Raw genomic sequence first — 21,115 nt, 5'->3', positions numbered from 1 at the left:
AAACTCTTCATGCATAAATGTATGCAATAAAAAAAGAGACAGAACGTGATTCTGACTCTTTCCGTTTCTTGCCTATTCGATTGGATCGACCGCCGATTATTGCCCGACCGTCGTCTTGCCGTCCGAAGCCGCTCCGCCTTCCGCGACCAATACCGCCTTGCGGGACAGGTTGACGCGTCCCTGCTGATCGATTTCGGTCACCTTGACGGTAATCGAATCTCCGATCGCCACGACGTCTTCCGTCTTCGCGACGCGCTCGGTCGACAGCTGGGAGATGTGCACGAGACCTTCTTTGCCAGGCAAAATTTCGACGAACGCGCCGAACTTTTCTACGCGCTTCACCTTGCCGAGATAAATTTCTCCGACGACGACTTCTTTCACGATGCCTTCGATGATCGCCTTGGCTTTGTCGTTCGCCTCCGCGTTCGGCGATGCGATGAAGACGCGGCCGTCCTGTTCGATGTCGATTTTGACGCCGGTTTCCTCGATGATCTTGTTGATCACCTTGCCGCCCGCGCCGATGACGTCGCGAATCTTGTCCGGGTTGATCTGCATGACCGTAATCTTCGGCGCGTACGGAGACAGCTGCTTCCGCGGCTCCGAGATGGCGGCCAGCATCTTGTTCAGAATGAACATGCGGCCTTCCTTCGCTTGCGCCAACGCTTCGCTCAGGATGCTCCGGTTGATGCCGTCGATCTTGATGTCCATCTGAATCGCCGTTACGCCTTCCGCCGTGCCCGCGACCTTGAAGTCCATATCGCCGAGATGATCTTCCATCCCTTGGATGTCCGTCAATACGGTGTAGTGTTCGTCGTTCTTGATAAGCCCCATCGCGATGCCCGCGACCGGCGCCTTGATCGGCACGCCTGCGTCCATGAGCGCCATCGTGCTCGCGCAGATGCTCGCCTGGGACGTCGAGCCGTTGGACTCCAAGCACTCGGAGACGAGACGGATCGTGTACGGGAACTTCTCTTCGGACGGGATGACCTTCGACAATGCGCGCTCGCCGAGCGCCCCGTGACCGATCTCGCGGCGTCCCGGCGGACGAAGCGGTCTCGCTTCCCCGACGGAGAACGGCGGGAAGTTGTAGTGGTGCATGAACCGCTTGCGATCCTCGAGGTCGAGGCCGTCGAGAATTTGCTCGTCGCCGAGGGCGCCTAACGTACAGACGCTGAGCGCTTGCGTCTGGCCGCGCGTGAACAATCCGGAACCGTGCGTTCTCGGCAAAATGGCGACGTCACAGTCGATCGGGCGGATTTCGTCGATCTTCCGGCCGTCCGGACGCACCTTGTCGACGGTGATGAGGCGGCGTACTTCCTCTTTCACGATGTCGTACAGCACTTCCTTAACGTCCTTCAGCTTCGCCGCGTCGCCGGCGTATACGTCCGCGAAGTGCGCCGTCGTCTCTTCGTTGATCGCGGAAATCGCGTCGCTGCGCTCGTGTTTCTCTTGAATCTTGACCGCTGCGATCAGACGCTCCGATGCATAGGCGCGAACGGCCGCGTTCACTTCCGCGTCGACCTGATGCAGCTTCACTTCCATCTTCTCGCGGCCCGCGAGGCCTACGAACTCTTCTTGCAACGCGACGATCTTCTTGATTTCTTCGTGGCCGAACATGATCGCCTCGAGCATGTCCTCTTCCGGCACTTCGTTCGCTTCGGCTTCGACCATCATGATGGCGTCCTTCGTGCCGGCTACGACGAGATAGATGTCGGATTTGTCTTCTTGCTCGACCGTCGGGTTAATGATGAATTGCCCGTCTACTCGACCGACGATAACGCCGCCGATCGGACCGTCGAACGGCACGTCGGAGATGGCCAGCGCCGCGGAGGTGCCGATCATCGCCGCGATTTCCGGCGAGCAATCTTGGTCCACGCTCATGACGAGCGATACGATCTGTACGTCGTTCCGGAAGCCTTCCGGGAACAACGGTCGAATCGGACGGTCTGTCAGACGGCTGGCGAGAATCGCTTTCTCGCTCGGGCGTCCTTCGCGCTTAATGAAGCCGCCCGGGATCTTCCCGACCGAATAGAGCCGCTCTTCGTAGTTCACGGTGAGCGGGAAGAAATCGAGGTCCTTCGGCTCGGTCGAAGCCGTGACCGTGGAGAGCACGACCGTCTCGCCGTAGCGGACGAATACCGCGCCGTTCGCCTGCTTCGCGAGGCGGCCCGTCTCCAACGTCAATGGCCGGCCGGCCAAGTCCATCTTTACTTGCTTTACGTTACCGGATTCCATACACTGCCTCCTTCGTTTCGATCTATCATACATTCTGCATCGTATGTATTATTTCCTTCTTCAGCCAAATCATTTCATCCGAACCCGCTCGCGGCAAAAGAAAAGCAACCGAACTCTCGCGAGTTTCGGACCGGAAGGCCGATCCGAGAACGAGAGACGGTTGCTTTCGGTTGTGCTTGCGTTGCGTTCGGTCGGGGCCTACCCTTAGCGTCTCAGACCGAGCTTTTCGATCAAAGCGCTGTACCGTTTAACATCTTTGTTCTTCAGGTATGCGAGCAGCTTGCGGCGCTGGCCTACCATCTTGAGCAAACCGCGGCGGGAGTGGTGGTCCTTCTTGTGCTCCCGAAGATGTTGCGTCAAGTTGTTGATGTTTTCGGTAAGGATAGCGACTTGCACCTCCGGGGAACCCGTATCCGTGTTATGGACCTTGTGCTCCTCGATCAGTTGCGTCTTGCGTTCTTGAGTCAATGCCATCCTTCGTCACCTCCTTCGTATAATCCCCGATTGCCTAGCCGTCCGTCGGTGAGTCGGATCGCCAAGCAACGGTTCGTTCGTCGCCCGCGCGGGTCGTAACACTCGCGATTCGAACAACGTCTCGTAGTATATCATACATAATAGCCTAGTTTCAACGATTTTATGCTTGGGCGCCGATTCTCCGTTTCGCCTCTTGCATATCGCGTCCGATCTGCTCGATGAGCGCCGTCACGGAATCGAATTTCCGCTCGTCCCGAATGCGCGAGACGAATGAGACCGTCAAACGATGCCCGTACAGATCTCCGTCGAAGTCGAATAGATGCACTTCCCATGTCGCCACCGGCAGCGCGCTGTGGAACGTCGGCTTCATGCCGACGTTCATGACTCCGGCATACGTCTGTCCCGCCGACGGCCCCGTCTCGATCGTCGCGTTCACCGCGTATACGCCGTTCGCCGGTTTCACCGATCGAGCGTCGATCGACAGGTTCGCGGTCGGCACGCCGATCGTGCGCCCGCGGCCGTCGCCGGTCACGACGTCGCCGGAGACGTCGAACGGCCGCCCCAGCAGGTTTTGTACCCGCTCGACGTCGCCGAGCGCGAGCGCCTCGCGAATGAGCGTCGAACTTACCCGCTCGTCCTCTATCCGAAACGGCTGAACGATCTCCGCGTCGAATCGGCCTTCGCCGAGCTGCTTGAGCAGCGCGGACGTACCGAGCCCCCGGTGGCCGAACGTGAAGTTAAAGCCGACGGTGACCGATTTGACGCGCAGCGGCACAAGCACTTCATCCACGAACGCTTCCGGGGAGAGCGCCGCCAACGTCGGCGTGAAGGAGACCACGTATACCGTATCCAGACCAAGCTCGCGAAACCGCTCCAGCTTCCGGTCCAGCGGCGTGATCGAGGTCGAATACGCCTTCGCCCCGAGCACCTCCCGCGGATGCGGGTGGAACGTCATGACGGAGGCCGCGAGCCCGCGTCTCCGCGCCGCGCTCACCGCCCGGCCGATCACTTCGCGATGGCCGAGATGCACGCCGTCGAAATCGCCGATCGCCATCGACTGACCTTCGGCCGGCACGCTCTCCAATACGCGCGCGGGCACCGGATATTCGAGATTTACGATATTCATGACCGCCACTCCCCCACTCGCCGAACATCCTAGAAATTAAGTAAACAGCTTCAACGGGACGAACAGGTCATCGTCCGCGTCTTTGCGATACAATCCGATCAAGCGGTCGCCGCCGTATAACCGATAGACTGCATGGTCGTCGGCTCGTTCGGACGCCCGCGTTGCCGCCTGCTCGGGCGAAGGCTCGCCCGCGGTCGACGCCAATCGTACTGCTTTCGCGTACAGCTTCCGGCCTTGCAGCGCAGGTACGACCGCGGCATCCGACACGTCGCCCCTCGGCAGGAACGACAGCGCCTCTCCAATCGGAAGAAGCGCTTCCCCGAGGCGATCTTCCTCCGCGAGCCGCGCCGCCTCCGCCAGCGTGAGGCATTGCTCACGGCGAATCGGCCCCGAGCCGGTTCGCACGAGCGCCGACATGACGGCGGGATATCCGAGGGAACGCCCCAGGTCGGCGCACAGCGTGCGAATATACGTCCCCTTCGAGCAGACGACGGTCATCGCTACCTTATAATACGGTCCGTCGCGCCGAATCTCCGTGACATCGATCACATGAATCGTAACGACCCGAGACTTCCGCTCGACCTCGACGCCGGCCCGGGCAAGCTCGTACAGCCGCTTGCCCTCCACCTTCACGGCGGAATACATGGGCGGCGTCTGTTCGATGTCGCCGACGAATCGTCCCGTCGCGGCGCGAATGTCCGCTTCCGTCAGGTCGACCGCTTCGACGCGCTCCACGACCGTGCCGGTCGCGTCCTCGGTATCGGTCGCGTACCCGATCGTCATCTCGGCTTCGTACGTCTTCGGAAGCTCCTGCAAATACTCGACGATGCGCGTCGCCCGCCCCAAACAAAGCGGAAGCACGCCGGACACCTCAGGATCCAGCGTGCCCGTATGACCGATGCGCTTCATGCGAAACAGCTTTCTCGCCTTCGACACGCAATCGTGCGATGTCATGCCGGCGTCCTTCCATAGCGGAAATACGCCTTCCCATTCCGTCATAACCGTTCCTTCACCGCTTCCACCACACGCCGGACCGCTTCGTCCAGCGTACCGTTGATCGTGCACCCCGCCGCGCGCACATGGCCTCCGCCGCCTAGCGTCTTCGCGAGACTCGAGACGTCCACTCTGCCCGCGGAACGAAGGCTCACCTTCACATGACCGGGAGCCTTCTCCTTGAACAGCAAGCCGACCTCGACGCCCGCCACGTTCCGCGGCAGGTTCACGAGCCCTTCGGTATCTTCGTCCGCGGCCCCGACGGCGTCGAGCGTCTCGCGCGTCACCGACAGCCACCCGATCTTGCGATCCTCCGAAAACGACAGCGTCGACAGCGCCTCCTTCAGCAGAAGCATCTGCGCGTACGTCATCGTCTCGAGCAGCTGCTCGGCGAGAACGGCGCCTTCCGCCCCGTGCCGAAGCATCCGCTCGGCCACCGCCATCACGTCGGGCGTCGTATTGGAATACCGGAAGCCGCCCGTGTCCGTCAGCAGCCCGGCATAGATGCATGTCGCCAGCGGCTTCGTCCATTCGATGCCGAGCGTCTCCGCCAGCTCGTAGATGATCTCGACCGTCGCCGCGGCCGAAGGCTTGACCACGTTATGCGTGCCGAAGCCGTCGTTCGTCGGATGATGATCGATATTCAGAAGAAGTCTGGATTCCGCGAAAAGGGTATGTACCGCGCCGATCCGCGCGAAATCCGCGCAGTCGACGGCGATGACGCGTTCGAACCGCCGGGAAGGCGCCGATCGACCGTAGTCGATGATCGGCTGCCCGCCCAGCAGTCCCGCGTACTTATCCGGCGTTCTGTCTTCGTTGATTAACGTATAGGTTTTGCCTAGCGCCCTCAAAATGAAACCGATGGCGCCCGTCGAGCTGATCGCGTCGCCGTCCGGCGACAGGTGAGAGACGACGAGGAAGTCGTCTCCCTCCCGGAGGAACGCCGCCGCCTGGCGGAGCGCCTCGCGATAGCCGTCCTCATGAATCGTTACGCTCATGGACGATCCGCCTCTTGGTTGATCGTACCCAGCAGCTTCTCGATCTTGCTGCCGTATTCGATCGAACTGTCGAAGTGAAACAGGAGGTCCGGGACGTGGCGAAGGCGCATCCGCTTGCCGAGCTCGGTGCGAAGGAAGCCCTTGCCGCGGGACAGCGACTTGAGCGTCGTCTCCTTCTGTTCCTCGTTGCCCAACACGCTGATGAACACCTTGGCTTGCGACAGGTCGTTCGTTACGTCCACGCCGGTCACCGTCACGAAGCCGATGCCCGGATCCTTCCATTCGAATTGGATGATATGGCTAAGCTCTTTCTTGAGCTGCTCGCCCACCCGTCCGACACGCACCTTGGCCATGCGTCATCACCTCTCTACGGTTTCCATCACGAACGCTTCGATGATGTCTCCCTCTTTCACGTCGTTGAACTTATCGATGCCGATGCCGCACTCGTAGCCCTGCGCGACTTCCTTCGCGTCGTCCTTAAACCGCTTGAGGGAATCCAGCTTGCCTTCGTGTACGACTACGCTGTCCCGAATGACGCGCACTTCGGCGTTCCGGGCGATCTTGCCCTGCGTGACCATACACCCTGCAATGGTGCCCACTTTCGTGATTTTGAATACGTTGCGGACTTCCGCCTGACCGATGACGACTTCCTTGAAGATCGGGTCGAGCAACCCTTTCATCGCGGATTCGATCTCGTCGATCACGTTGTAGATGATGCGGTGCTGACGAATGTCTACGCCTTCCTGATCGGCGGTCGCTTTCGCGGCCGGCTCCGGACGAACGTTGAAGCCGATAATGATCGCGTTCGAAGCCGATGCGAACGTGACGTCCGATTCGGTGATGGCGCCGACGCCCGTATGCAGAATGCGTACGCGCGCGCCTTCCACGTCGATCTTCGCGAGCGAGCCCTTCAACGCCTCGACGGAGCCCTGCACGTCGCCTTTGATGATGACGTTCAGCTCCTTCAGATCGCCTTCCTTGATCTTGCTGAACAAGTCGTCGAGCGTCACCTTCGTGTTGGCGCCGAAATCCGCTTGACGCTGCTTGGACGTCCGGGATTCCGCGATTTCGCGCGCCTTCCGCTCGTCCTCGAACACCATGAACGGATCGCCCGCTTGCGGCACTTCCGTCAAACCGGTAATTTCGACCGGCGTCGACGGCCCGGCTTCCTTCACGCGGCGGCCCTTATCGTTGACCATCGCCCGAATGCGGCCGAAGCTGTTGCCGATGACAAGCGCGTCGCCGACCTTCAGCGTACCGTTCTGTACGAGTACGCGAGCTACGGCGCCTTTGCCCTTGTCGAGCTCGGCTTCGATGACCGTACCGCGCGCCCGCTTGTTCGGGTTCGCTTTATATTCTTGCACGTCCGCTACGAGGAGAATCATCTCCAACAGCGTATCGAGATTCTGGCGTTGCTTCGCGGAGATGTTCACGAAGATCGTGTCGCCGCCCCACTCTTCCGGCACGAGCTCGAACTCCGTCAACGCTTGCTTGATCTTATCCGGATCCGCGTCCGGCTTGTCGATCTTGTTCACCGCGACGATGATCGGCACGTTCGCCGCTTTCGCGTGCGAGATCGCCTCTTTCGTCTGCGGCATGACGCCGTCGTCGGCTGCGACGACAAGAATCGTAATGTCCGTCACTTGAGCGCCGCGCGCGCGCATCGACGTGAACGCTTCGTGGCCCGGCGTATCGAGGAACGTAATTTTCCGGTTGTTGACTTCGACCTGGTACGCACCGATATGCTGCGTGATGCCGCCGGCTTCGCCTTCGACGACGTTCGCTTCGCGAATCGCGTCGAGCAGCGTCGTCTTGCCGTGGTCGACGTGACCCATGATCGTTACGACCGGCGGGCGCTCTTCCAAGTCCGCTTCGTCGTCCGTCTCGACGATCTCGTCGTAGTTATCGATCTCTTCCGCGATCTTCACTTCGACTTCGACGCCGAATTCGCCGGCGAGCAGTTGAATGATATCGAGGTCGATCTCTTGGTTGATCGTCGCCATCGTGCCCATGAACAGGAGCTTCTTGATGACTTCGGAAGCGTCTTTATGAAGCAGCTTCGCCGCATCGCCGACCGTCATGTTGCCGCGGACGATGATCTTCTTCGGCGTATTGTCGATCTTCGGACGATTCGGCTGCTGGGCGCGGTTGTTCTTGCCGCCCTTGCCGCCCTTCCGCCGGTTCCGACCCTTGCCGTCGCTGAACTCGCCCTCCATGAATCGGGACGTACGGTCGCGATCGCGCTCCTTGTCCTTGTCGCGATCCCGCTCGCGCGTCGGTTGCGGCTGCGTCCGGTTATCGACCGGAGGCGCCGGAATTTTCGCTGCGCCGCCGAACCGGCCGCCGCCGCCGCCGCCCGGACGACCGCCGCCCGGGCGACCTGGGCCGCCGCCGCCTTGCGGACGATTGCCGTAGCCGCCGCCTTGCGGACGGTTACCGCCGTAGCCGCCGCCCTGCGGACGGTCGCCTTGCGGACGGTTACCGCCGTAGCCGCCGCCCTGCGGACGGTCGCCTTGCGGACGGTTGCCGCCGTAGCCGCCGCCCTGCGGACGGTCGCCCTGCGGACGATTGCCGTAGCCGCCGCCTTGCGGACGGTCGCCCTGCGGACGGTTGCCGTAGCCGCCGCCTTGCGGACGGTCGCCCTGCGGACGATTGCCGTAGCCGCCGCCTTGCGGACGGTCGCCCTGCGGACGATTGCCGTAGCCGCCGCCTTGCGGACGGTCGCCCTGCGGACGATTGCCGTAGCCGCCGCCTTGCGGACGGTCGCCCTGCGGACGGTTGCCGTAGCCGCCGCCTTGCGGACGGTCGCCTTGCGGACGGTTTCCGCCGTACCCGCCTTGCGGACGGTCGCCTTGCGGACGGTCGCCCTGCGGACGGTTGTTGTACGGACGATCGCCTTGCGGGCGATTATTGTACGGGCGGTCGCCCTGCGGACGGTTGTTATACGGACGATCGCCCTGCGGACGATTGTTGTACGGGCGGTCGCCCTGCGGACGATCTCCCTGCGGACGTTCCCCTTGCGGACGTTCCCCTTGCGGGCGCTCGCCTTGCGGACGATCCCCTTGCGGGCGCTCGCCTTGCGGACGGTCGCCTTGCGGACGATCATGCTGCTGCTGTTGACGTTCGCCCTGCGGACGATCGTTCTGTTGTTGGCGTTCGCCTTGCGTACGCTCGTTCTGCGATCCGGATCGCTCATTCGACGTCCGGTTGTCGTCTCTTCCTCGAGACGGTTGATTTCTCGTGCTAGTTGCCACTGACGCACCCCCGCTGCTTGCTCCAGACCCTTGGCCATGGGTCTCCGCTGCTCGTTTCGCTGCGGCGTTCGCCTTGACGTCCTTAAAGAACTTCTCGACCGCATGCACCGCTTTGTCTTCCATTACGCTCATATGATTATTGACCGGCAAATCCAGCCGTTTCAAAATCGTGATGATCTCTTTACTGCTCATGTTTAAAGATTTTGCATATTCGTACACTCTTAACTTGTTATCAGCCTTGCTCAAAGAAACTCCACCTCCGCATGATTTGCCAAGCTCTTGCGGACAAGCTCGGATAATCCCTTATCCGTGACGGCGACCACCACCCGATCCGCTTTACCGATGCTTCGCCCTAATTCCTGCCGGTCGAACGCGAAGTTGAGCGGGACGCCGTAAAAATCGCACTTATCCCGATACTTCTTCTTCGCGTTATCCGATGCATCGTTCGCTACGAATACAAGAAGCGCCGTGCGGCTGCGAACCGCCTTCATCACGCCTTCGTCTCCGCTCTCCAGCTTCCCCGCCCGCAGCGCGAGTCCGAGATAAGACAACGTTCGTTCCCGGTCGTTCATCCGGTCGGTTCGCCTTCTTCCTCGTCGTCGGGCAAGGTCGCTTGATAAGCGCGGAACTCGTCTTCCACGCGGATGAATTCCTGCGCCAACGTATCGTAAACTTCGTCGCCGACCGTCACCTTCAGCGCCCGATCGAGCGCGCGGCTCTTCTTCGCTAAGGCAAAGCAGCGGACCTTCCCGCATAAATACGCGCCCCGGCCGGACTTCTTGCCGGTGATGTCGATGAGCACCTCGCTTTGCGGCGTGCGGACGACGCGAATCAATTCCTTCTTCGGCTTGCCTTCTTGACATGCGACGCATTTCCGCAGCGGTACGCGCCGAACTCTCACGACGATCACCTCCTTAGGGCGTTATTCGTTAATCGAAGCTGACGGAATCTTGCGGCAGCGCTTCGTCGGTACGCGGACGGCCGAACTCCTCTTCCGCCTGCGTCTCGCTCTTGATATCGATCTTCCAGCCGGTGAGCTTCGCCGCGAGTCTCGCGTTCTGCCCCTTGATGCCGATCGCCAGCGACAGTTGATAATCCGGCACGATGACGCGCGCCGTCTTCTCGTCCTCGAGCACCTTCACCTCGACGACCTTGGACGGGCTGAGAGCGTTCGCGACGAACTCCTCCACGTCCTCGCTCCAACGGACGATATCGATCTTCTCGCCGCGAAGCTCGTTCACGATCGTCTGGACGCGAGCGCCCTTCGGCCCGACGCAGGAGCCTACCGGATCGACGTCCTCGTTTCGCGAATGAACCGCGATTTTCGAACGGAATCCCGCTTCGCGAGCGACCGAACGAATCTCGACGACCCCGTCGTAAATCTCGGGCACCTCGAGCTCGAACAGCCGTTTCAGCAAACCGGGATGCGTTCGGGACAATACGATTTGAGGACCTTTGGTCGTGTTTTCCACGCGGGTGATGTACCCCTTGATCCGATCGTTCAGCTTGAACTTATCCGTCGGCATCATCTCGGCGAGCGGCATGACCGCCTCGACCTTCCCGAGATCGACGTACAAATTGCGCGTATCGAGCCGCTGTACGATCCCGGTGACGATGTCCTCTTCCTTATCGACGAATGCGTTATAAATAAGTCCTCGCTCCGCCTCGCGAATGCGCTGCGTAACGACCTGCTTCGCGGTTTGGGCCGCGATTCGGCCGAAGTCGCGCGGCGTCACTTCGATTTCGACGATGTCGTCGATCGTGTAATTCGGGTTAATCTCCCTAGCGGCGTAAAGCGAGATTTCCATGCGAGGGTCGAGCACCTCGTCGACGACCGTCTTGCGCGCGTAGACGCGGATGACGCCGGTCAACCGATTGATATCTACGCGCACGTTCTGCGCCGTATTGAAATTCCGTTTATAGCTGGAGATGAGGGCCGCTTCGATCGCTTCGAGCAGCACCTCTTTGCCGATTCCTTTATCCCTCTCGATTTCCGCCAACGCCTCGATAAAATCCGTATTCATTGGAAAGTCATTCCCCCTCTCGCGAGTCAAACCTTTAGAAAATAATCGTCAAACGAGCGCTGGCGATCCGATCCGCGCCGAACGTAACGTCCTTCGCTTTGCCCTTTTTGCCCGCCTTCACCGTGACCGTCTCGCCGTCGTACGCGACGAGCGGACCTTCGAACTCTTTCATTCCTTCTATCGGCTCGTAGGTCGTAATATAGACGTCCTTGCCGACCGCCCGGCGGAAATCTTCGGGCTTCTTGAGCGGGCGTTCGGCGCCCGGGGAGGAAACCTCCAGTATGTAAGCGTCCGGAATCGGATCGTTCTGATCCAATTGTTCGCTTAAATATTCGCTGACTCGTCCGCACTCGTCGATGTCGATGCCGCCTTCCTTGTCCACGTACACCCGCAAAAAGCGGTTCCCGCCTTCGGAAACATACTCTACGTCGACAAGCTCGAAGCCCTCCCTGTCCAGGAACGGCGACACCATATCGGCAACCGTTTGTTGCACTCCCGATGCGCTCACAATCGAACCTCCTCTATAGGAAAACGTAAAGAGTGGGTTTCCCCACTCTCCAATGTTCGCAGTATCGACATAATCACTTGAAAAGTATACCACAAGCGGAAAGTGCGCACAAGAGGGAGGATGAAAGGCCATTTTCGAAAATAATCGTTGACCTTCACATCAATGGTAGGGTTTATTATGAGAAAAGACGATCGCATGGGAGGCATCGCGGCATGAAAATCGGGGATTTGTCCAAGAAGACCGGCGTCAGTCTACGTTCGCTTCGGTATTACGAAGAGCAAGGTTTGCTCCAGCCGGAGCGAGGCGAGAACGGATACCGGGAGTACAGCCCGTTCGCCGTCGACCAGGTACGGACGATTCAGCTCTATCTTCAGCTCGGCTTGTCGACCGAACAGATCGCCGGGTTTCTGCATTGCGTCATGAAAAATAAAGAAGCCTTCTGCCGCGAAATCATGCCCGTCTACGAAACCAAATTACGCGAACTCGACGAACAGATCGCAACGCTAACCGCGATCCGATCGAATCTGATCGATCGGATCGAAGCCATACGCGGCGATTCCGCGTCGACGAAAGGAGATTTCCCATGAGTATTCCGCATCTGACCGCGGACTCGTTCCGTGCCGCGGCCGCCGCGCCGGGGCTGACCCTGATCGAATTCTCGGCGCCGTGGTGCCCCCCTTGCAAGGCGCTGCTCCCGATTCTCGAGGAGCTCTCGCAGGAGGAACGCGACGCCGCGATTTACCAAGTGAACGTCGACGACCATCCGGAGCTCGCTTCCGAATTCGGCGTCATGGGCATGCCGACCGTGTTCCTGTTCCGCTCCGGCGAGCCGCTGGAGAAGCTGGTCGGCCTTCGCCCGAAGCCGGCGTACGCGGCCGTTATTCGGAAGCACGCGGCGGAGCGAACCGTCTCGTAAAATCGTCGAGCCCTTCCCGCACCTCCTCCGCGGGGAGGGCTCCTTGCGTCAGAAGCTCTTCGTCCATACGCAGCAACCGCTCGTAAAACTTCTCCCCCTGCTCGTAGGCGGAGGCGTACGCAGCGTCCGAAACGCGCTCCAACGCGTCGAACCACCGACTTTCCGCTTCGTCGAATCGGCCGTACGCTTCGAAGGCATACGCCAAAGCGATGCATTCGTCCGCCCCGAGCTCCCTTCGATCTGCCTCCGCAAGCATGGAACCGAGTGGTTCCGCCTCCGGCAGCGCCGTCCTCTGCGTACGGCAAATCCGAACCGCTTCGGCATAGATGCGAATCGATTTATTCAGCGAGGCGGACGCGGCCTCGATCCCGCCCTCGTCGCGCGCTACGCCGGCTTCCTCGCGAAGCACCTTGGAGACGCCGATCAGCTTGTCCGTATTCACGACCCCGCGCTGCGTCAACAGGTCGATCACGTCGGGGACGGACAATCCCTTGAGCACTCGGCGATTCGGCAGCGACAACCGGAGCAATAGATCGTCGAGCGCTTCGTAAGCGGCTTCGAACTTCTTCTGTTGACGAAGCCCCATCGCCGCGGCGAACGCTTCCGTCATCTGACTGATCATCCGGAGCAAATAATCGTCTCGTTGGAACACGAACGCTACTCCTTCCGGCGATCGTCGACGATCGCCTGCGCCTCGATCTCGACAAGCAGCTCCGGATCGATCAGCGCTTTCACTTCCACCATCGTCGAGACCGGCCGAACGTCTCGGAACGCCTCGCCGTGCGCGCGGCCGATCTCCTCCCACTTGGTCATATCCGTAACGAACATCCGGGTTCTCACGACGTCCGCCAGACTGCCGCCCAGCTCCTGCAGCGACCGTTCCACGATGCCGAGGATGTGCTTCGTCTGAAGGTAGGCGTCGCCCTTCCCGACGACTTCGCCGTCTTGCATCGCAGTCGTCCCGGCCACCTCGATGACGGAACCGACCCGAATCGCGCGGCTGTATCCGACGATCGGCTCCCAAGGGGAACCCGTGCTTACACGCCTCCGTCGCTCCTCCATCTTACCGCCTCCCTAAACTTGTCCGTAGAACACTTCCGTCTCGTACTCGAACGCTATGTACCCGTCCTGCGACGCCCGATCGAACAACTCGTCCAGCGCCGCCATCAACGGCTCGTAGTTCGCCTCCCCCGGCAACGGGCAATACGAGGAAGAAAGCGTCCGCCCCTTCAACCCTTCCAGATCGTACGGCTGACGGTGTCGGAAGACGGCCTTCTCGTATGCGCCTTCCTTAAAGAACGATACGAAATGTTCATGCCGCAAGTTTTTATGATTTACCTTCTCGTAATCGCGGCCGTAGCGCTTTAACAATGCATCGTACTCGACCGCGAAGTCGCCGGTATCGGTTAATCTACGATTCCAGACCAATGCCGTATACCCGCCCGGCTTCAAGATGCGGCCGAATTCCCGCTTGGCGAGCGGAATATCGAACCAATGGAACGCTTGCGCGGAGACGATGCCGTCCACGGCGTCGTCCGGCAGCGTCGTCTCCTCGGCCGAGCCGTCCGTCGAGCGGTAACGTTCGTAGGACGACAACGAGGCCTCTGCGGCTCGGCGCATATCCGGATTCGGTTCCACCGCGACGACGGAGCTGCCTCGATCCAGCAACAATTTCGTGAAAATTCCCGTACCCGCTCCGATATCCGCGATCAGCCCGGCATCGCCGAATCCGAGTCGTTCATATAAGAAATCGATCGCTTCGACCGGATACCCCGGCCGATAACGGACGTAGTTTTCTACCCGATCGCTGAATCGCAGTTTACTGTCGCTCATGCGCGCCCCTCCTCGTCATTGGCCATCCGGGCGTAACGCTCCAGCGCGGTCTCCAGCTTCCGGACGTACGCTTCGCTCCCGTCGGAGCTGACGAAGCGGACGGCCCCCCGCTCGGTTCCCGACGCCCCCGCCATCCCAAGCACCTCCTGAAGACGCTTCACGGTGCCGCGGCTCCCGTCGATCAACCGGATATGATCCGGAAGCAATGCGCCGAGCGCCTTCCGATAAAACGGGAAATGCGTACAGCCGAGCACGATCGTTCCGTACTCCTCCAATCGGAAGCCGCGGAACGCCTCGCGGAAGTACGCATCGACGTCCTCGCCCTCGAACCGAAGCTCTTCGCATAACTCCACGAGGCCGGGCAACGGCAGAGAATCCACGATCGCTTGATCGTCCACCCGGTGAACCAATTCATGATACTTCGACTCCCGAAGCGTCAGCGGCGTCGCCGTAACGAGCACCCTGCGCCCGGTGTTCCGGTTCAACTCGACGGCCGGCTTCACCGCCGGTTCCATCCCGATGACGGGGATCGAGTACGCCGCTCGGATGTCCTGTATGGCGATGCTCGTCGCCGTATTGCACGCGATGACGATCGCGTTCACCCGCTCCGGCTGCTCCATAATGTGCCGAATCGACGTCATGACGCAATCTTTCACGACTTCCTTCGGCTTCGTTCCATAAGGGACGTGCAGCGTATCCGCATAATATAGAAAGTTCTCTCCGGGCAACCGCTCTCTGGCCTCATGCAGCACCGAGAGCCCGCCCATCCCGGAATCGAATACCGCGATCGACATTGTAACGTTCCCCCGACGTTCAGAATTCTCTCTCCCTACTTTACGCGAAATCGGGCGATTTGCAACCGCCGCCGGCGTCGTCCTCGAGAAAACCCTTTCGCCTCTCGTCTCGCCTTAGAGCCAACGCGATAGCAATTCCTCCGCAAGCTCGTCGACGCCTTCCTCTACATCGGCTTCCGATTCGCTCATCGCGAGCGTCAGCAGGTCCGGCGCCAGCTCCAAGGCGACATCCTTCGGTAAATCGGCGACGAGACGCTCCAGAACGGCCGCCTTCCATCGGGCGTCGCCGCCCTTCAAGATCGACCGGATCGGAACGATGAGCGCGTATTCCAACGGCAGCAGCGCCGCGGCCGCCTCCACGCTCCCGGCGTCTCCCGTCTTCAGCCAGGCGAGCAGCGCCGGAATATGCGGTTCGAGCCGCTCCGGCTCCCATGCGCGAAGCGACGCCCATCGTTCCCGGTCCTCCGCGCTGCGAGGCCAATATTCGTCTTCGTTGTTCATTATATATCCGACTCCCCCGGCGCCCATCCCGTCGCTTGACTCCAACGCGACGCTCTGCGCATGATGTCCCAGATCATCGGCTCCTTCGCTTCCACGTACGATTCGCGATCGAGCCGGAACCGCTGCGCCTGCTCGCGCTTCATCGCCGCGTACGCTCCCGCTTCCTCGGGGCAATTCCGAAGATAGTCGCGGAACAGCAGCGCGAACTGCTCCGACCAGCTGCCCCGGACGCGCATATGGATATGCGTTCGATCCATCTCCGGCGACTCCCGAAAGTATCGCTTCGTTCGATCCGGATTGTCCGAACGCCACGAATACCCGATGCCGATCATCCGTTGCCGATACGCATCGATCGGCTCCAGGCTCGCGACGGACACTTGGATGTCGATGATCGGCTTCGCGTCCAGCCCGGGTACCGCGGTCGACCCGATATGGTCGATCCGGATCGCCGCCGCGTCGAGCGCTCGCCTCACCTGCGAGCCGATCGTTCGGAAGCGTTCCGGCCAGTCGGGGGAATACGGCACGATCTCGATCGGATCCTTCACGACGCGACCGCCCCCATCCTCGTTATTCCAGCTTCTCGTTCCGAAGCACCATATGGATATGGTCCTCCCATACGCCATTGATCTTCAAATACTTCCTCGCCAAACCTTCCCTATAAAAGCCCAGCTTCTCGACCACGCGCAGCGACGCCGCGTTCCGGGGCATGACGTTCGCCTCGATGCGATGCAGCGAAAGCGTATCGAAGGCGACCCGCACGATCGCTTCGACCGCTTCCGTCATATACCCTTTACCGGTTTCGCGTTCATCCATTTTATACCCGAGATGGCAAGATTGGAAGCAGCCTCCCACGATGTTGCTGAGCGTCGCGTTCCCGATCGCCCGACCGCGTTCGAACAACCACAACCGAAGCGCTCTGCCTTCGCGCCGCTGCGCGGCCTCGTCGATCAACGCGTCGCGATGAGTCTCCAACGTATAATATAACGTGTTCCGAACCGGTTCCCACGGCTGCAGGAACGAGCGGTTACGCACGGCGAAATCTAGAGACAGCTCCGCTTCGTCCTCCTGCAGCGGTCGCAGCGTCAGCCGCGCAGTGCGGATTTCGAATGCGTTCATGGCCGCGCCGTGCGGTCATCCATCGCGAGCGCTTGTCCGACGCGGATGGAGACGCTTTCCCAATGCCGCTTCATCGCTTCTCTCGTCGTTGCGTCGGCAAGCTGTTCTTGGTGGAAGCTAATCGTCGTCTTGTCGGGCGACGCCGCGATCGTACGCACCTGAACGGTCGAGGCTCGCTCCCACTCCGGCTTCCGCCAACGGAGCCGCACGTTCTCCCGTTCGTTGACGACGCGAACCTCGCATTGCACGCCGTCTCTCGTCGCGAACGCCGCGCCTGCCGCCGCTCGCTCCGGCACGTCCGCCTCGAGCCACACGCTCATCCCCGAAGGAGACATCAGCCAATCCCAGGCGCGCTCCAACGAGACGGGCCACGTCCTTCTGACGCCGACTTGGTATCCGGTTCCGGCCGTCTTCCCCTTTTCCACGATTGTCATGATTGGGGCACCTCCCACTCGTAGAACACAATGCGGTTGCCGAACGGGTCGGACAGGCGGAGCTCCTTCGCTCCCCAAGGAGCGGATTCCAACCCCGGACGGGCGTACGGATATCGTTTCTCTAACAGCTCGCGTTGGTATTGCTCAAGACCGGTCGTCTCGATCCGAATCGCTCCGCCCGGCGTGCAATCGCCGTAATGCTCGGACAAGTGTATCTTCACCGCTCCCTTGGAGAGCTGAAGATATAACGGCAGGTCCGGCTCGAATCGATGCTCCCAATCCACCTGAAAGCCTAGGAACTCAACGTAAAATTGCTTCGCTTTGCCTTCGTCGAACATCCGAAAAATCGGAATGATCGAATGCGTCTCCATCCGGGGGCCTCCTCATGAACGTTATGGGAAATACCGAACTTCTTTCATTTCCTGAGCAATCGCAGTAAGCGATCCGTTTCGCTCATTTTCGACAATCAGTCTTCTATATGGAAAGAAAATAATCGATAAATTCCGTCTCCCGCACGTACCCGTTCCGTTCGTACAGACGTTGGGCGACCGCATTATCGACCGCCGTCGAAAGCGCCAACCCTTTCGCCCCCGTCTCCGCGGCATGCGCTTTCGCGCGTTCCAACAGACGCTGCGCCGCGCCTCTTCCTCGATGTTCCGCCGTCACGAACAAGTCGTTGAGAATCCAAACCCGCTTCATCGAAATCGACGAAAACGACGGGTACAACTGCGTAAAGCCTAGAATTCGACCGCTCTTCGCGTCCGAAGCGAGGAAAATCGAGGACTCCTTCCGCTCTAGACGTTCCGTAAGGTACGCGACGGCTCCGGCAAGATCGGAGCTCTGTCGATAAAATTGTCTGTACTCGTCAAACAGGACGGCCGCGTCCTCAACGTCCGCGAGGTCGGCTTGCCGCACTACGACGTCCCCGCTCATTCGGATCCCCTCTCGCCGACCGGAACGGAAACAAAATGCTCGACCGTCGGGAACGGATCGTAATAATGGTGCAGCAGCTTCTTCCATTCCGCGTATTGCTCGGACCCTCTGAACCCGACCGTGTGATCCTCCAACGTTTCCCATTTTACGAGCAATAGGTATTTATGGTCTTCCTCCATGCATTTTTGCAATTCATGGGCGATGTAGCCCTTCATAGAGGCGATGATCGGAGACGCTTTCTTAAAGCTTTCGATGAACGCCTCGTCCATCCCGGGTTTCACTTGCAACATTGCCGCTTCCAGTATCAAGTCGTCCGCCTCCTACCATTGCGATATACTTCTAGATGTTCCACATAGCCTTGACCGATCGGTTGCGGAAGTCGGTCCAGATCGAAAAATCGCAAATCGCGAGTTTCCCCATGATCGACCTTAAGACTGCCGGAATACTGGTCCGTCTTGAACAACGCCGTAACGGCGTAAAACTCGTCGCCGTTCGCGATTTTCCGATAATACGCCTTCCCCGAAAACACATCGACCAACGACAGCTCGCCCAGCGTCAATCCCGTCTCCTCGTACACCTCGCGGCGCGCCGTCTCTTCGAACGACTCGCCCAACTCCATTAATCCTCCGGGCAGCCCCCAGGTTCCGTCATGCCGCGATTGCAACAGAACTTCTCCGTCCGCGTTCGCGATGACGACCGTCGCCCCCGGCAGCAATAACGGACGGTGGCCTACAAGCTTCCTTACTTCTTTATAATATTCCGCCATTGCTTCCCCTTCCCCGACGGTTCCGTCACTCTGCCGTTCGGTACGTGCAGCGGTAACGTTCCACGCCGGGATACCGCTCCCCTAAGCTCTCGATTTCGAAGCCGATCCGGCGGTAAAACTCGACCGCCTCTTCATCCGTCTCCGCAACGAGGAGTCGGGGCTTCGCCATCTCGATCAGCTCCAGAATCTGTCCCCGCCCGAAGCCTGCACCTCTGCATTCCGGCTTGACGGCCAGATGCCGGATCAAGAGACCGTCTCCGCCGTCCAAGCGCTCGAAGCCGATGACGCCGACGATTTCTTCTTCGGATTCGTATCCGTACAGCCGCAGCTCGGGGTTGTTTTCGTATTCGGCCGCGACTTGTTCCAACCGCTCCGGGTCCGGGAACACGCAAGTTTCCAAAATCTCGACGATGTCTTGCTCGCGAACCCGGTGATTGATAGGTTTCAACAAGAATGCTCACTCCAATAGTTTCGTTAGTTGTTGCCGCTCGTGGGAGACGCCGCCGCTTCCGGCATCCCCTTCGCGTTCCGTAACCGAATCATCGAGAAATCGTCGATCGTGGAGTTCAGAATTTTCTCCCGCAGCGGAACGAGACTGGGCGTGAACCGGAGCTCGACGCCCTGTTTCATGATCTGTTTCACCAGATTGCCGACGGGCTCCACGTCGATCGGCTCCACGGTCGTCTTCGCGATGTAATACCCCGCGATCTCGTCATACAGCTCGAAATTCGCCGCTTTGAACGCATATCGGTACAGGACGGTTTCGTTCATACGGTCCCACCACGCGTTCTCCGTGACGATCACCGTGTCGGCGGTCGTGTCGGAGAAGAAGCGCACCCGATCCTCGTCGCTCATCGTTTCCGATTTTCGATAAATAATACGAGGACACTCTCTCGGGAAAAAGTAATTCACGGCATGTTGTTCGTCGATCGCCCATACGACCTCGTAGGACGCATCCACCTGCTCCGCTCTGCGCGGAACGAACGTCTGAATATCAGGTTCTTCGCTGAAATGATACAGAAGCATAAATCGCATCCTCCTCTCCGGTGTGTCGCTCCGTACCCGCGGAACGGCTTTAAGTTCGGTCCGCAGACGCTTCGATCTGCTTCATGTGATGCCGGTCATGCCCGACGAAATCCTTCAAGTACGTCTCTATCGTGAACGGGTTCCCGTCTCCATCCGGGTAGGCTTCGATAAACTTCGATTCGTCTTGCGCTTCGATTTCGCGAACGAGTTCGTTACGGACATATTTGGCAAGACGGATAAGCTCTTCTTTCGGCAGCGACTTCCCGAATTCGACGGCGCTGCGATTAAATTCATCGTAGTCGAGATGTACGACCGTCACCGGATCGCCCTTCGAGATCGGCTCAATGGCTTCCTTGAGGAAGTAGTTGTCCCAGAAGTAGATATGACTCACCACGCCGTGTATGTTCCATTTCCCCTCGCTAAGCGGTCGATTCCAGTCCAATGCGGCGATCCGGTCGACGAACGCGTTCCATTCCGTAAATTCCTTCAATAGTTCGTTCTTGACTGTCAAATCTTGTCCCTCCTTGGGAATCGTTCTATGGTTCGGATTTAGTTTAATAAGCCCCTAATCTCGTTGATCCCTTTAAGAGCTCTACTATTTAAAGCTTTCTTGTCTGTAATAGAGGCTTGAGATAACTCATGACCCGGGTCCAGCACTAACGGTCCAGACATGATGCTTTCAAGCAGAAGAACCGTTACCTTGCACGCTTCGAATAATTGATCTCTTGAGATCGCTTTCTTGCAGGCTTGAATGATACGGATCATGCTTTCGGCATACATAAGCTTCACAAGACTGTCGGCGCTCATCGTATTCCTTGCGGCGAAGGAGACGATCTTCTCGAGAATGGAACTGTCTTGAAAATTTCTAGAGAGCGCTTCTAAATTGAGCGCCGCGTCCCAATTTCGAATCGACAACTCCTTCGCATGCTTCATGACGAATTCTTCGCACCATTCGATTTCGACTTCCCTCGGGATGTTATATCCCTTGTACTCGTCCAAGTCCCCTTCGCGATACATTCGGGAGTGGCTTCCATGGTACGAAAGAAATAATTTTTTCGCTCTGGATTCTTCATCTTCCATAAGGATCACAACCTCGCGTGCAATCTTCTCTTATCTCCATGGAGATTATACCATTTATCTCCTGCCGAATACAGAATGTTTGTTCGATTCGGTCAGGAGAAAAA

The 21,115-nt window shown here is 59.3% G+C and carries 29 protein-coding genes; 2 read left to right on the top strand and 27 right to left on the bottom strand.

Going from position 1 to position 21,115, the window contains the following annotated elements:
• Positions 1 to 96: 96 nt before the first annotated feature.
• The 11 genes from pnp to rimP all read right to left on the bottom strand — a co-directional run bounded on the left by pnp (position 97) and on the right by rimP (position 11,612).
• The gene (gene pnp / locus FE782_RS09745; RefSeq protein WP_138193906.1) at positions 97 to 2,235 is read right to left on the bottom strand and encodes a polyribonucleotide nucleotidyltransferase; all 2,139 of its coding nucleotides are present in this window, start codon (positions 2,233 to 2,235) and stop codon (positions 97 to 99) included.
• A 204-nt stretch (positions 2,236 to 2,439) separates the two neighbouring features.
• Positions 2,440 to 2,709, bottom strand: a complete 270-nt coding sequence (gene rpsO, locus FE782_RS09740; protein ID WP_138193905.1) for a 30S ribosomal protein S15 — start codon at positions 2,707 to 2,709, stop codon at positions 2,440 to 2,442.
• Positions 2,710 to 2,869: 160 nt separating this feature from the next.
• On the bottom strand, positions 2,870 to 3,835 hold the full coding sequence (locus tag FE782_RS09735) for a bifunctional riboflavin kinase/FAD synthetase (RefSeq protein WP_138193904.1): 966 nt from the start codon (positions 3,833 to 3,835) through the stop codon (positions 2,870 to 2,872).
• A 36-nt stretch (positions 3,836 to 3,871) separates the two neighbouring features.
• Entirely contained in the window at positions 3,872 to 4,834 is a 963-nt protein-coding gene (gene truB / locus FE782_RS09730; protein WP_138193903.1) for a tRNA pseudouridine(55) synthase TruB, read from the bottom strand.
• Complete coding sequence (locus FE782_RS09725; RefSeq protein ID WP_138193902.1) at positions 4,831 to 5,826, bottom strand: DHH family phosphoesterase; 996 nt, start codon at positions 5,824 to 5,826, stop codon at positions 4,831 to 4,833. Before FE782_RS09725 ends, truB begins: the two co-directional genes overlap by 4 nt.
• Positions 5,823 to 6,179 carry a 30S ribosome-binding factor RbfA gene (gene rbfA, locus FE782_RS09720; RefSeq protein ID WP_138193901.1) on the bottom strand — a complete coding sequence of 119 codons (357 nt, stop codon included), beginning with the start codon at positions 6,177 to 6,179 and terminating at the stop codon, positions 5,823 to 5,825. Before rbfA ends, FE782_RS09725 begins: the two co-directional genes overlap by 4 nt.
• 6 nt (positions 6,180 to 6,185) lie before the next feature.
• Complete coding sequence (gene infB / locus FE782_RS09715; protein WP_138193900.1) at positions 6,186 to 9,326, bottom strand: translation initiation factor IF-2; 3,141 nt, start codon at positions 9,324 to 9,326, stop codon at positions 6,186 to 6,188.
• Positions 9,323 to 9,652: a L7Ae/L30e/S12e/Gadd45 family ribosomal protein gene (locus FE782_RS09710; protein WP_138193899.1), complete on the bottom strand. Its 330-nt coding sequence runs from the start codon at positions 9,650 to 9,652 to the stop codon at positions 9,323 to 9,325. Before FE782_RS09710 ends, infB begins: the two co-directional genes overlap by 4 nt.
• On the bottom strand, positions 9,649 to 9,981 hold the full coding sequence (rnpM, locus tag FE782_RS09705) for an RNase P modulator RnpM (protein WP_138193898.1): 333 nt from the start codon (positions 9,979 to 9,981) through the stop codon (positions 9,649 to 9,651). Before rnpM ends, FE782_RS09710 begins: the two co-directional genes overlap by 4 nt.
• A 28-nt stretch (positions 9,982 to 10,009) precedes the next feature.
• Positions 10,010 to 11,104 carry a transcription termination factor NusA gene (nusA, locus tag FE782_RS09700; protein WP_138193897.1) on the bottom strand — a complete coding sequence of 365 codons (1,095 nt, stop codon included), beginning with the start codon at positions 11,102 to 11,104 and terminating at the stop codon, positions 10,010 to 10,012.
• A 34-nt stretch (positions 11,105 to 11,138) separates the two neighbouring features.
• The gene (gene rimP / locus FE782_RS09695; RefSeq protein ID WP_138193896.1) at positions 11,139 to 11,612 is read right to left on the bottom strand and encodes a ribosome maturation factor RimP; all 474 of its coding nucleotides are present in this window, start codon (positions 11,610 to 11,612) and stop codon (positions 11,139 to 11,141) included.
• A 212-nt stretch (positions 11,613 to 11,824) separates the two neighbouring features.
• On the opposite strand from rimP, the gene FE782_RS09690 reads away from it, so the two are divergent.
• Both FE782_RS09690 and FE782_RS09685 read left to right on the top strand, forming a co-directional pair.
• A complete protein-coding gene (locus tag FE782_RS09690) occupies positions 11,825 to 12,199 on the top strand; it encodes a MerR family transcriptional regulator (protein WP_138193895.1) in 375 nt (124 codons plus the stop codon).
• Positions 12,196 to 12,528, top strand: a complete 333-nt coding sequence (locus FE782_RS09685; protein ID WP_138193894.1) for a thioredoxin family protein — start codon at positions 12,196 to 12,198, stop codon at positions 12,526 to 12,528. Before FE782_RS09690 ends, FE782_RS09685 begins: the two co-directional genes overlap by 4 nt.
• Here the strand turns inward: FE782_RS09685 and FE782_RS09680 are convergent.
• From FE782_RS09680 to FE782_RS09605, 16 genes are all read right to left on the bottom strand, one after another.
• The gene (locus tag FE782_RS09680) at positions 12,491 to 13,180 is read right to left on the bottom strand and encodes a DUF6483 family protein (RefSeq protein WP_138193893.1); all 690 of its coding nucleotides are present in this window, start codon (positions 13,178 to 13,180) and stop codon (positions 12,491 to 12,493) included. The two genes, FE782_RS09685 and FE782_RS09680, sit on opposite strands and share 38 nt — an antisense overlap.
• Positions 13,181 to 13,185: 5 nt before the next feature.
• A complete protein-coding gene (locus FE782_RS09675) occupies positions 13,186 to 13,590 on the bottom strand; it encodes a RidA family protein (protein ID WP_138193892.1) in 405 nt (134 codons plus the stop codon).
• Positions 13,591 to 13,602: 12 nt separating this feature from the next.
• Positions 13,603 to 14,361 carry a class I SAM-dependent methyltransferase gene (locus FE782_RS09670; RefSeq protein ID WP_138193891.1) on the bottom strand — a complete coding sequence of 253 codons (759 nt, stop codon included), beginning with the start codon at positions 14,359 to 14,361 and terminating at the stop codon, positions 13,603 to 13,605.
• Positions 14,358 to 15,155 carry a glutamate racemase gene (gene murI, locus FE782_RS09665; RefSeq protein ID WP_138193890.1) on the bottom strand — a complete coding sequence of 266 codons (798 nt, stop codon included), beginning with the start codon at positions 15,153 to 15,155 and terminating at the stop codon, positions 14,358 to 14,360. Before murI ends, FE782_RS09670 begins: the two co-directional genes overlap by 4 nt.
• 114 nt (positions 15,156 to 15,269) lie before the next feature.
• Positions 15,270 to 15,656 (bottom strand): DUF5071 domain-containing protein, encoded by a 387-nt coding sequence (locus tag FE782_RS09660; RefSeq protein WP_158299326.1) that lies wholly within the window; start codon positions 15,654 to 15,656, stop codon positions 15,270 to 15,272.
• The gene (locus FE782_RS09655; protein ID WP_238392407.1) at positions 15,656 to 16,201 is read right to left on the bottom strand and encodes a GrpB family protein; all 546 of its coding nucleotides are present in this window, start codon (positions 16,199 to 16,201) and stop codon (positions 15,656 to 15,658) included. The genes FE782_RS09660 and FE782_RS09655 overlap by 1 nt, the downstream gene beginning before the upstream one ends.
• A gap of 22 nt (positions 16,202 to 16,223) precedes the next feature.
• Complete coding sequence (locus FE782_RS09650) at positions 16,224 to 16,772, bottom strand: GNAT family N-acetyltransferase (protein ID WP_138193887.1); 549 nt, start codon at positions 16,770 to 16,772, stop codon at positions 16,224 to 16,226.
• Positions 16,769 to 17,206, bottom strand: coding sequence for an SRPBCC domain-containing protein (locus FE782_RS09645; protein ID WP_138193886.1), 438 nt, complete (start codon positions 17,204 to 17,206; stop codon positions 16,769 to 16,771). The genes FE782_RS09650 and FE782_RS09645 overlap by 4 nt, the downstream gene beginning before the upstream one ends.
• Entirely contained in the window at positions 17,203 to 17,577 is a 375-nt protein-coding gene (locus FE782_RS09640) for a glyoxalase superfamily protein (RefSeq protein WP_138193885.1), read from the bottom strand. Before FE782_RS09640 ends, FE782_RS09645 begins: the two co-directional genes overlap by 4 nt.
• A 103-nt stretch (positions 17,578 to 17,680) precedes the next feature.
• On the bottom strand, positions 17,681 to 18,139 hold the full coding sequence (locus tag FE782_RS09635) for a GNAT family N-acetyltransferase (RefSeq protein WP_138193884.1): 459 nt from the start codon (positions 18,137 to 18,139) through the stop codon (positions 17,681 to 17,683).
• A complete protein-coding gene (locus FE782_RS09630; protein ID WP_138193883.1) occupies positions 18,136 to 18,447 on the bottom strand; it encodes an antibiotic biosynthesis monooxygenase family protein in 312 nt (103 codons plus the stop codon). Before FE782_RS09630 ends, FE782_RS09635 begins: the two co-directional genes overlap by 4 nt.
• Positions 18,444 to 18,905, bottom strand: a complete 462-nt coding sequence (locus FE782_RS09625) for an NUDIX hydrolase (RefSeq protein ID WP_138193882.1) — start codon at positions 18,903 to 18,905, stop codon at positions 18,444 to 18,446. The genes FE782_RS09630 and FE782_RS09625 overlap by 4 nt, the downstream gene beginning before the upstream one ends.
• A gap of 25 nt (positions 18,906 to 18,930) precedes the next feature.
• Complete coding sequence (locus FE782_RS09620; protein ID WP_138193881.1) at positions 18,931 to 19,356, bottom strand: GNAT family N-acetyltransferase; 426 nt, start codon at positions 19,354 to 19,356, stop codon at positions 18,931 to 18,933.
• A gap of 23 nt (positions 19,357 to 19,379) precedes the next feature.
• Positions 19,380 to 19,931 carry a DUF6886 family protein gene (locus FE782_RS09615; protein ID WP_138193880.1) on the bottom strand — a complete coding sequence of 184 codons (552 nt, stop codon included), beginning with the start codon at positions 19,929 to 19,931 and terminating at the stop codon, positions 19,380 to 19,382.
• A 49-nt stretch (positions 19,932 to 19,980) separates the two neighbouring features.
• Entirely contained in the window at positions 19,981 to 20,442 is a 462-nt protein-coding gene (locus FE782_RS09610) for a DinB family protein (protein ID WP_158299325.1), read from the bottom strand.
• Positions 20,443 to 20,480: 38 nt separating this feature from the next.
• Positions 20,481 to 21,011, bottom strand: a complete 531-nt coding sequence (locus tag FE782_RS09605) for a hypothetical protein (RefSeq protein ID WP_138193878.1) — start codon at positions 21,009 to 21,011, stop codon at positions 20,481 to 20,483.
• Positions 21,012 to 21,115: the final 104 nt, after the last annotated feature.

This window comes from Paenibacillus antri, assembly GCF_005765165.1.
Taxonomy (GTDB): domain Bacteria; phylum Bacillota; class Bacilli; order Paenibacillales; family YIM-B00363; genus Paenibacillus_AE; species Paenibacillus_AE antri.
This window is presented reverse-complemented; position numbering and strand designations above follow the sequence as displayed.

Excerpts from the sequence above, each read along its gene's own strand:
- pnp (WP_138193906.1), bottom strand. The coding sequence starts at position 2,235 with ATGGAATCCGGTAACGTAAAGCAAGTAAAGATGGACTTGGCCGGCCGG.
- rpsO (WP_138193905.1), bottom strand. The coding sequence starts at position 2,709 with ATGGCATTGACTCAAGAACGCAAGACGCAACTGATCGAGGAGCACAAG.
- FE782_RS09735 (WP_138193904.1), bottom strand. The coding sequence starts at position 3,835 with ATGAATATCGTAAATCTCGAATATCCGGTGCCCGCGCGCGTATTGGAG.
- truB (WP_138193903.1), bottom strand. The coding sequence starts at position 4,834 with ATGACGGAATGGGAAGGCGTATTTCCGCTATGGAAGGACGCCGGCATG.
- FE782_RS09725 (WP_138193902.1), bottom strand. The coding sequence starts at position 5,826 with ATGAGCGTAACGATTCATGAGGACGGCTATCGCGAGGCGCTCCGCCAG.
- rbfA (WP_138193901.1), bottom strand. The coding sequence starts at position 6,179 with ATGGCCAAGGTGCGTGTCGGACGGGTGGGCGAGCAGCTCAAGAAAGAG.
- FE782_RS09710 (WP_138193899.1), bottom strand. The coding sequence starts at position 9,652 with ATGAACGACCGGGAACGAACGTTGTCTTATCTCGGACTCGCGCTGCGG.
- nusA (WP_138193897.1), bottom strand. The coding sequence starts at position 11,104 with ATGAATACGGATTTTATCGAGGCGTTGGCGGAAATCGAGAGGGATAAA.
- FE782_RS09690 (WP_138193895.1), top strand. The coding sequence starts at position 11,825 with ATGAAAATCGGGGATTTGTCCAAGAAGACCGGCGTCAGTCTACGTTCG.
- FE782_RS09685 (WP_138193894.1), top strand. The coding sequence starts at position 12,196 with ATGAGTATTCCGCATCTGACCGCGGACTCGTTCCGTGCCGCGGCCGCC.
- FE782_RS09675 (WP_138193892.1), bottom strand. The coding sequence starts at position 13,590 with ATGGAGGAGCGACGGAGGCGTGTAAGCACGGGTTCCCCTTGGGAGCCG.
- FE782_RS09670 (WP_138193891.1), bottom strand. The coding sequence starts at position 14,361 with ATGAGCGACAGTAAACTGCGATTCAGCGATCGGGTAGAAAACTACGTC.
- murI (WP_138193890.1), bottom strand. The coding sequence starts at position 15,155 with ATGTCGATCGCGGTATTCGATTCCGGGATGGGCGGGCTCTCGGTGCTG.
- FE782_RS09660 (WP_158299326.1), bottom strand. The coding sequence starts at position 15,656 with ATGAACAACGAAGACGAATATTGGCCTCGCAGCGCGGAGGACCGGGAA.
- FE782_RS09650 (WP_138193887.1), bottom strand. The coding sequence starts at position 16,772 with ATGAACGCATTCGAAATCCGCACTGCGCGGCTGACGCTGCGACCGCTG.
- FE782_RS09645 (WP_138193886.1), bottom strand. The coding sequence starts at position 17,206 with ATGACAATCGTGGAAAAGGGGAAGACGGCCGGAACCGGATACCAAGTC.
- FE782_RS09640 (WP_138193885.1), bottom strand. The coding sequence starts at position 17,577 with ATGGAGACGCATTCGATCATTCCGATTTTTCGGATGTTCGACGAAGGC.
- FE782_RS09635 (WP_138193884.1), bottom strand. The coding sequence starts at position 18,139 with ATGAGCGGGGACGTCGTAGTGCGGCAAGCCGACCTCGCGGACGTTGAG.
- FE782_RS09625 (WP_138193882.1), bottom strand. The coding sequence starts at position 18,905 with ATGGCGGAATATTATAAAGAAGTAAGGAAGCTTGTAGGCCACCGTCCG.
- FE782_RS09615 (WP_138193880.1), bottom strand. The coding sequence starts at position 19,931 with ATGCTTCTGTATCATTTCAGCGAAGAACCTGATATTCAGACGTTCGTT.
- FE782_RS09605 (WP_138193878.1), bottom strand. The coding sequence starts at position 21,011 with ATGGAAGATGAAGAATCCAGAGCGAAAAAATTATTTCTTTCGTACCAT.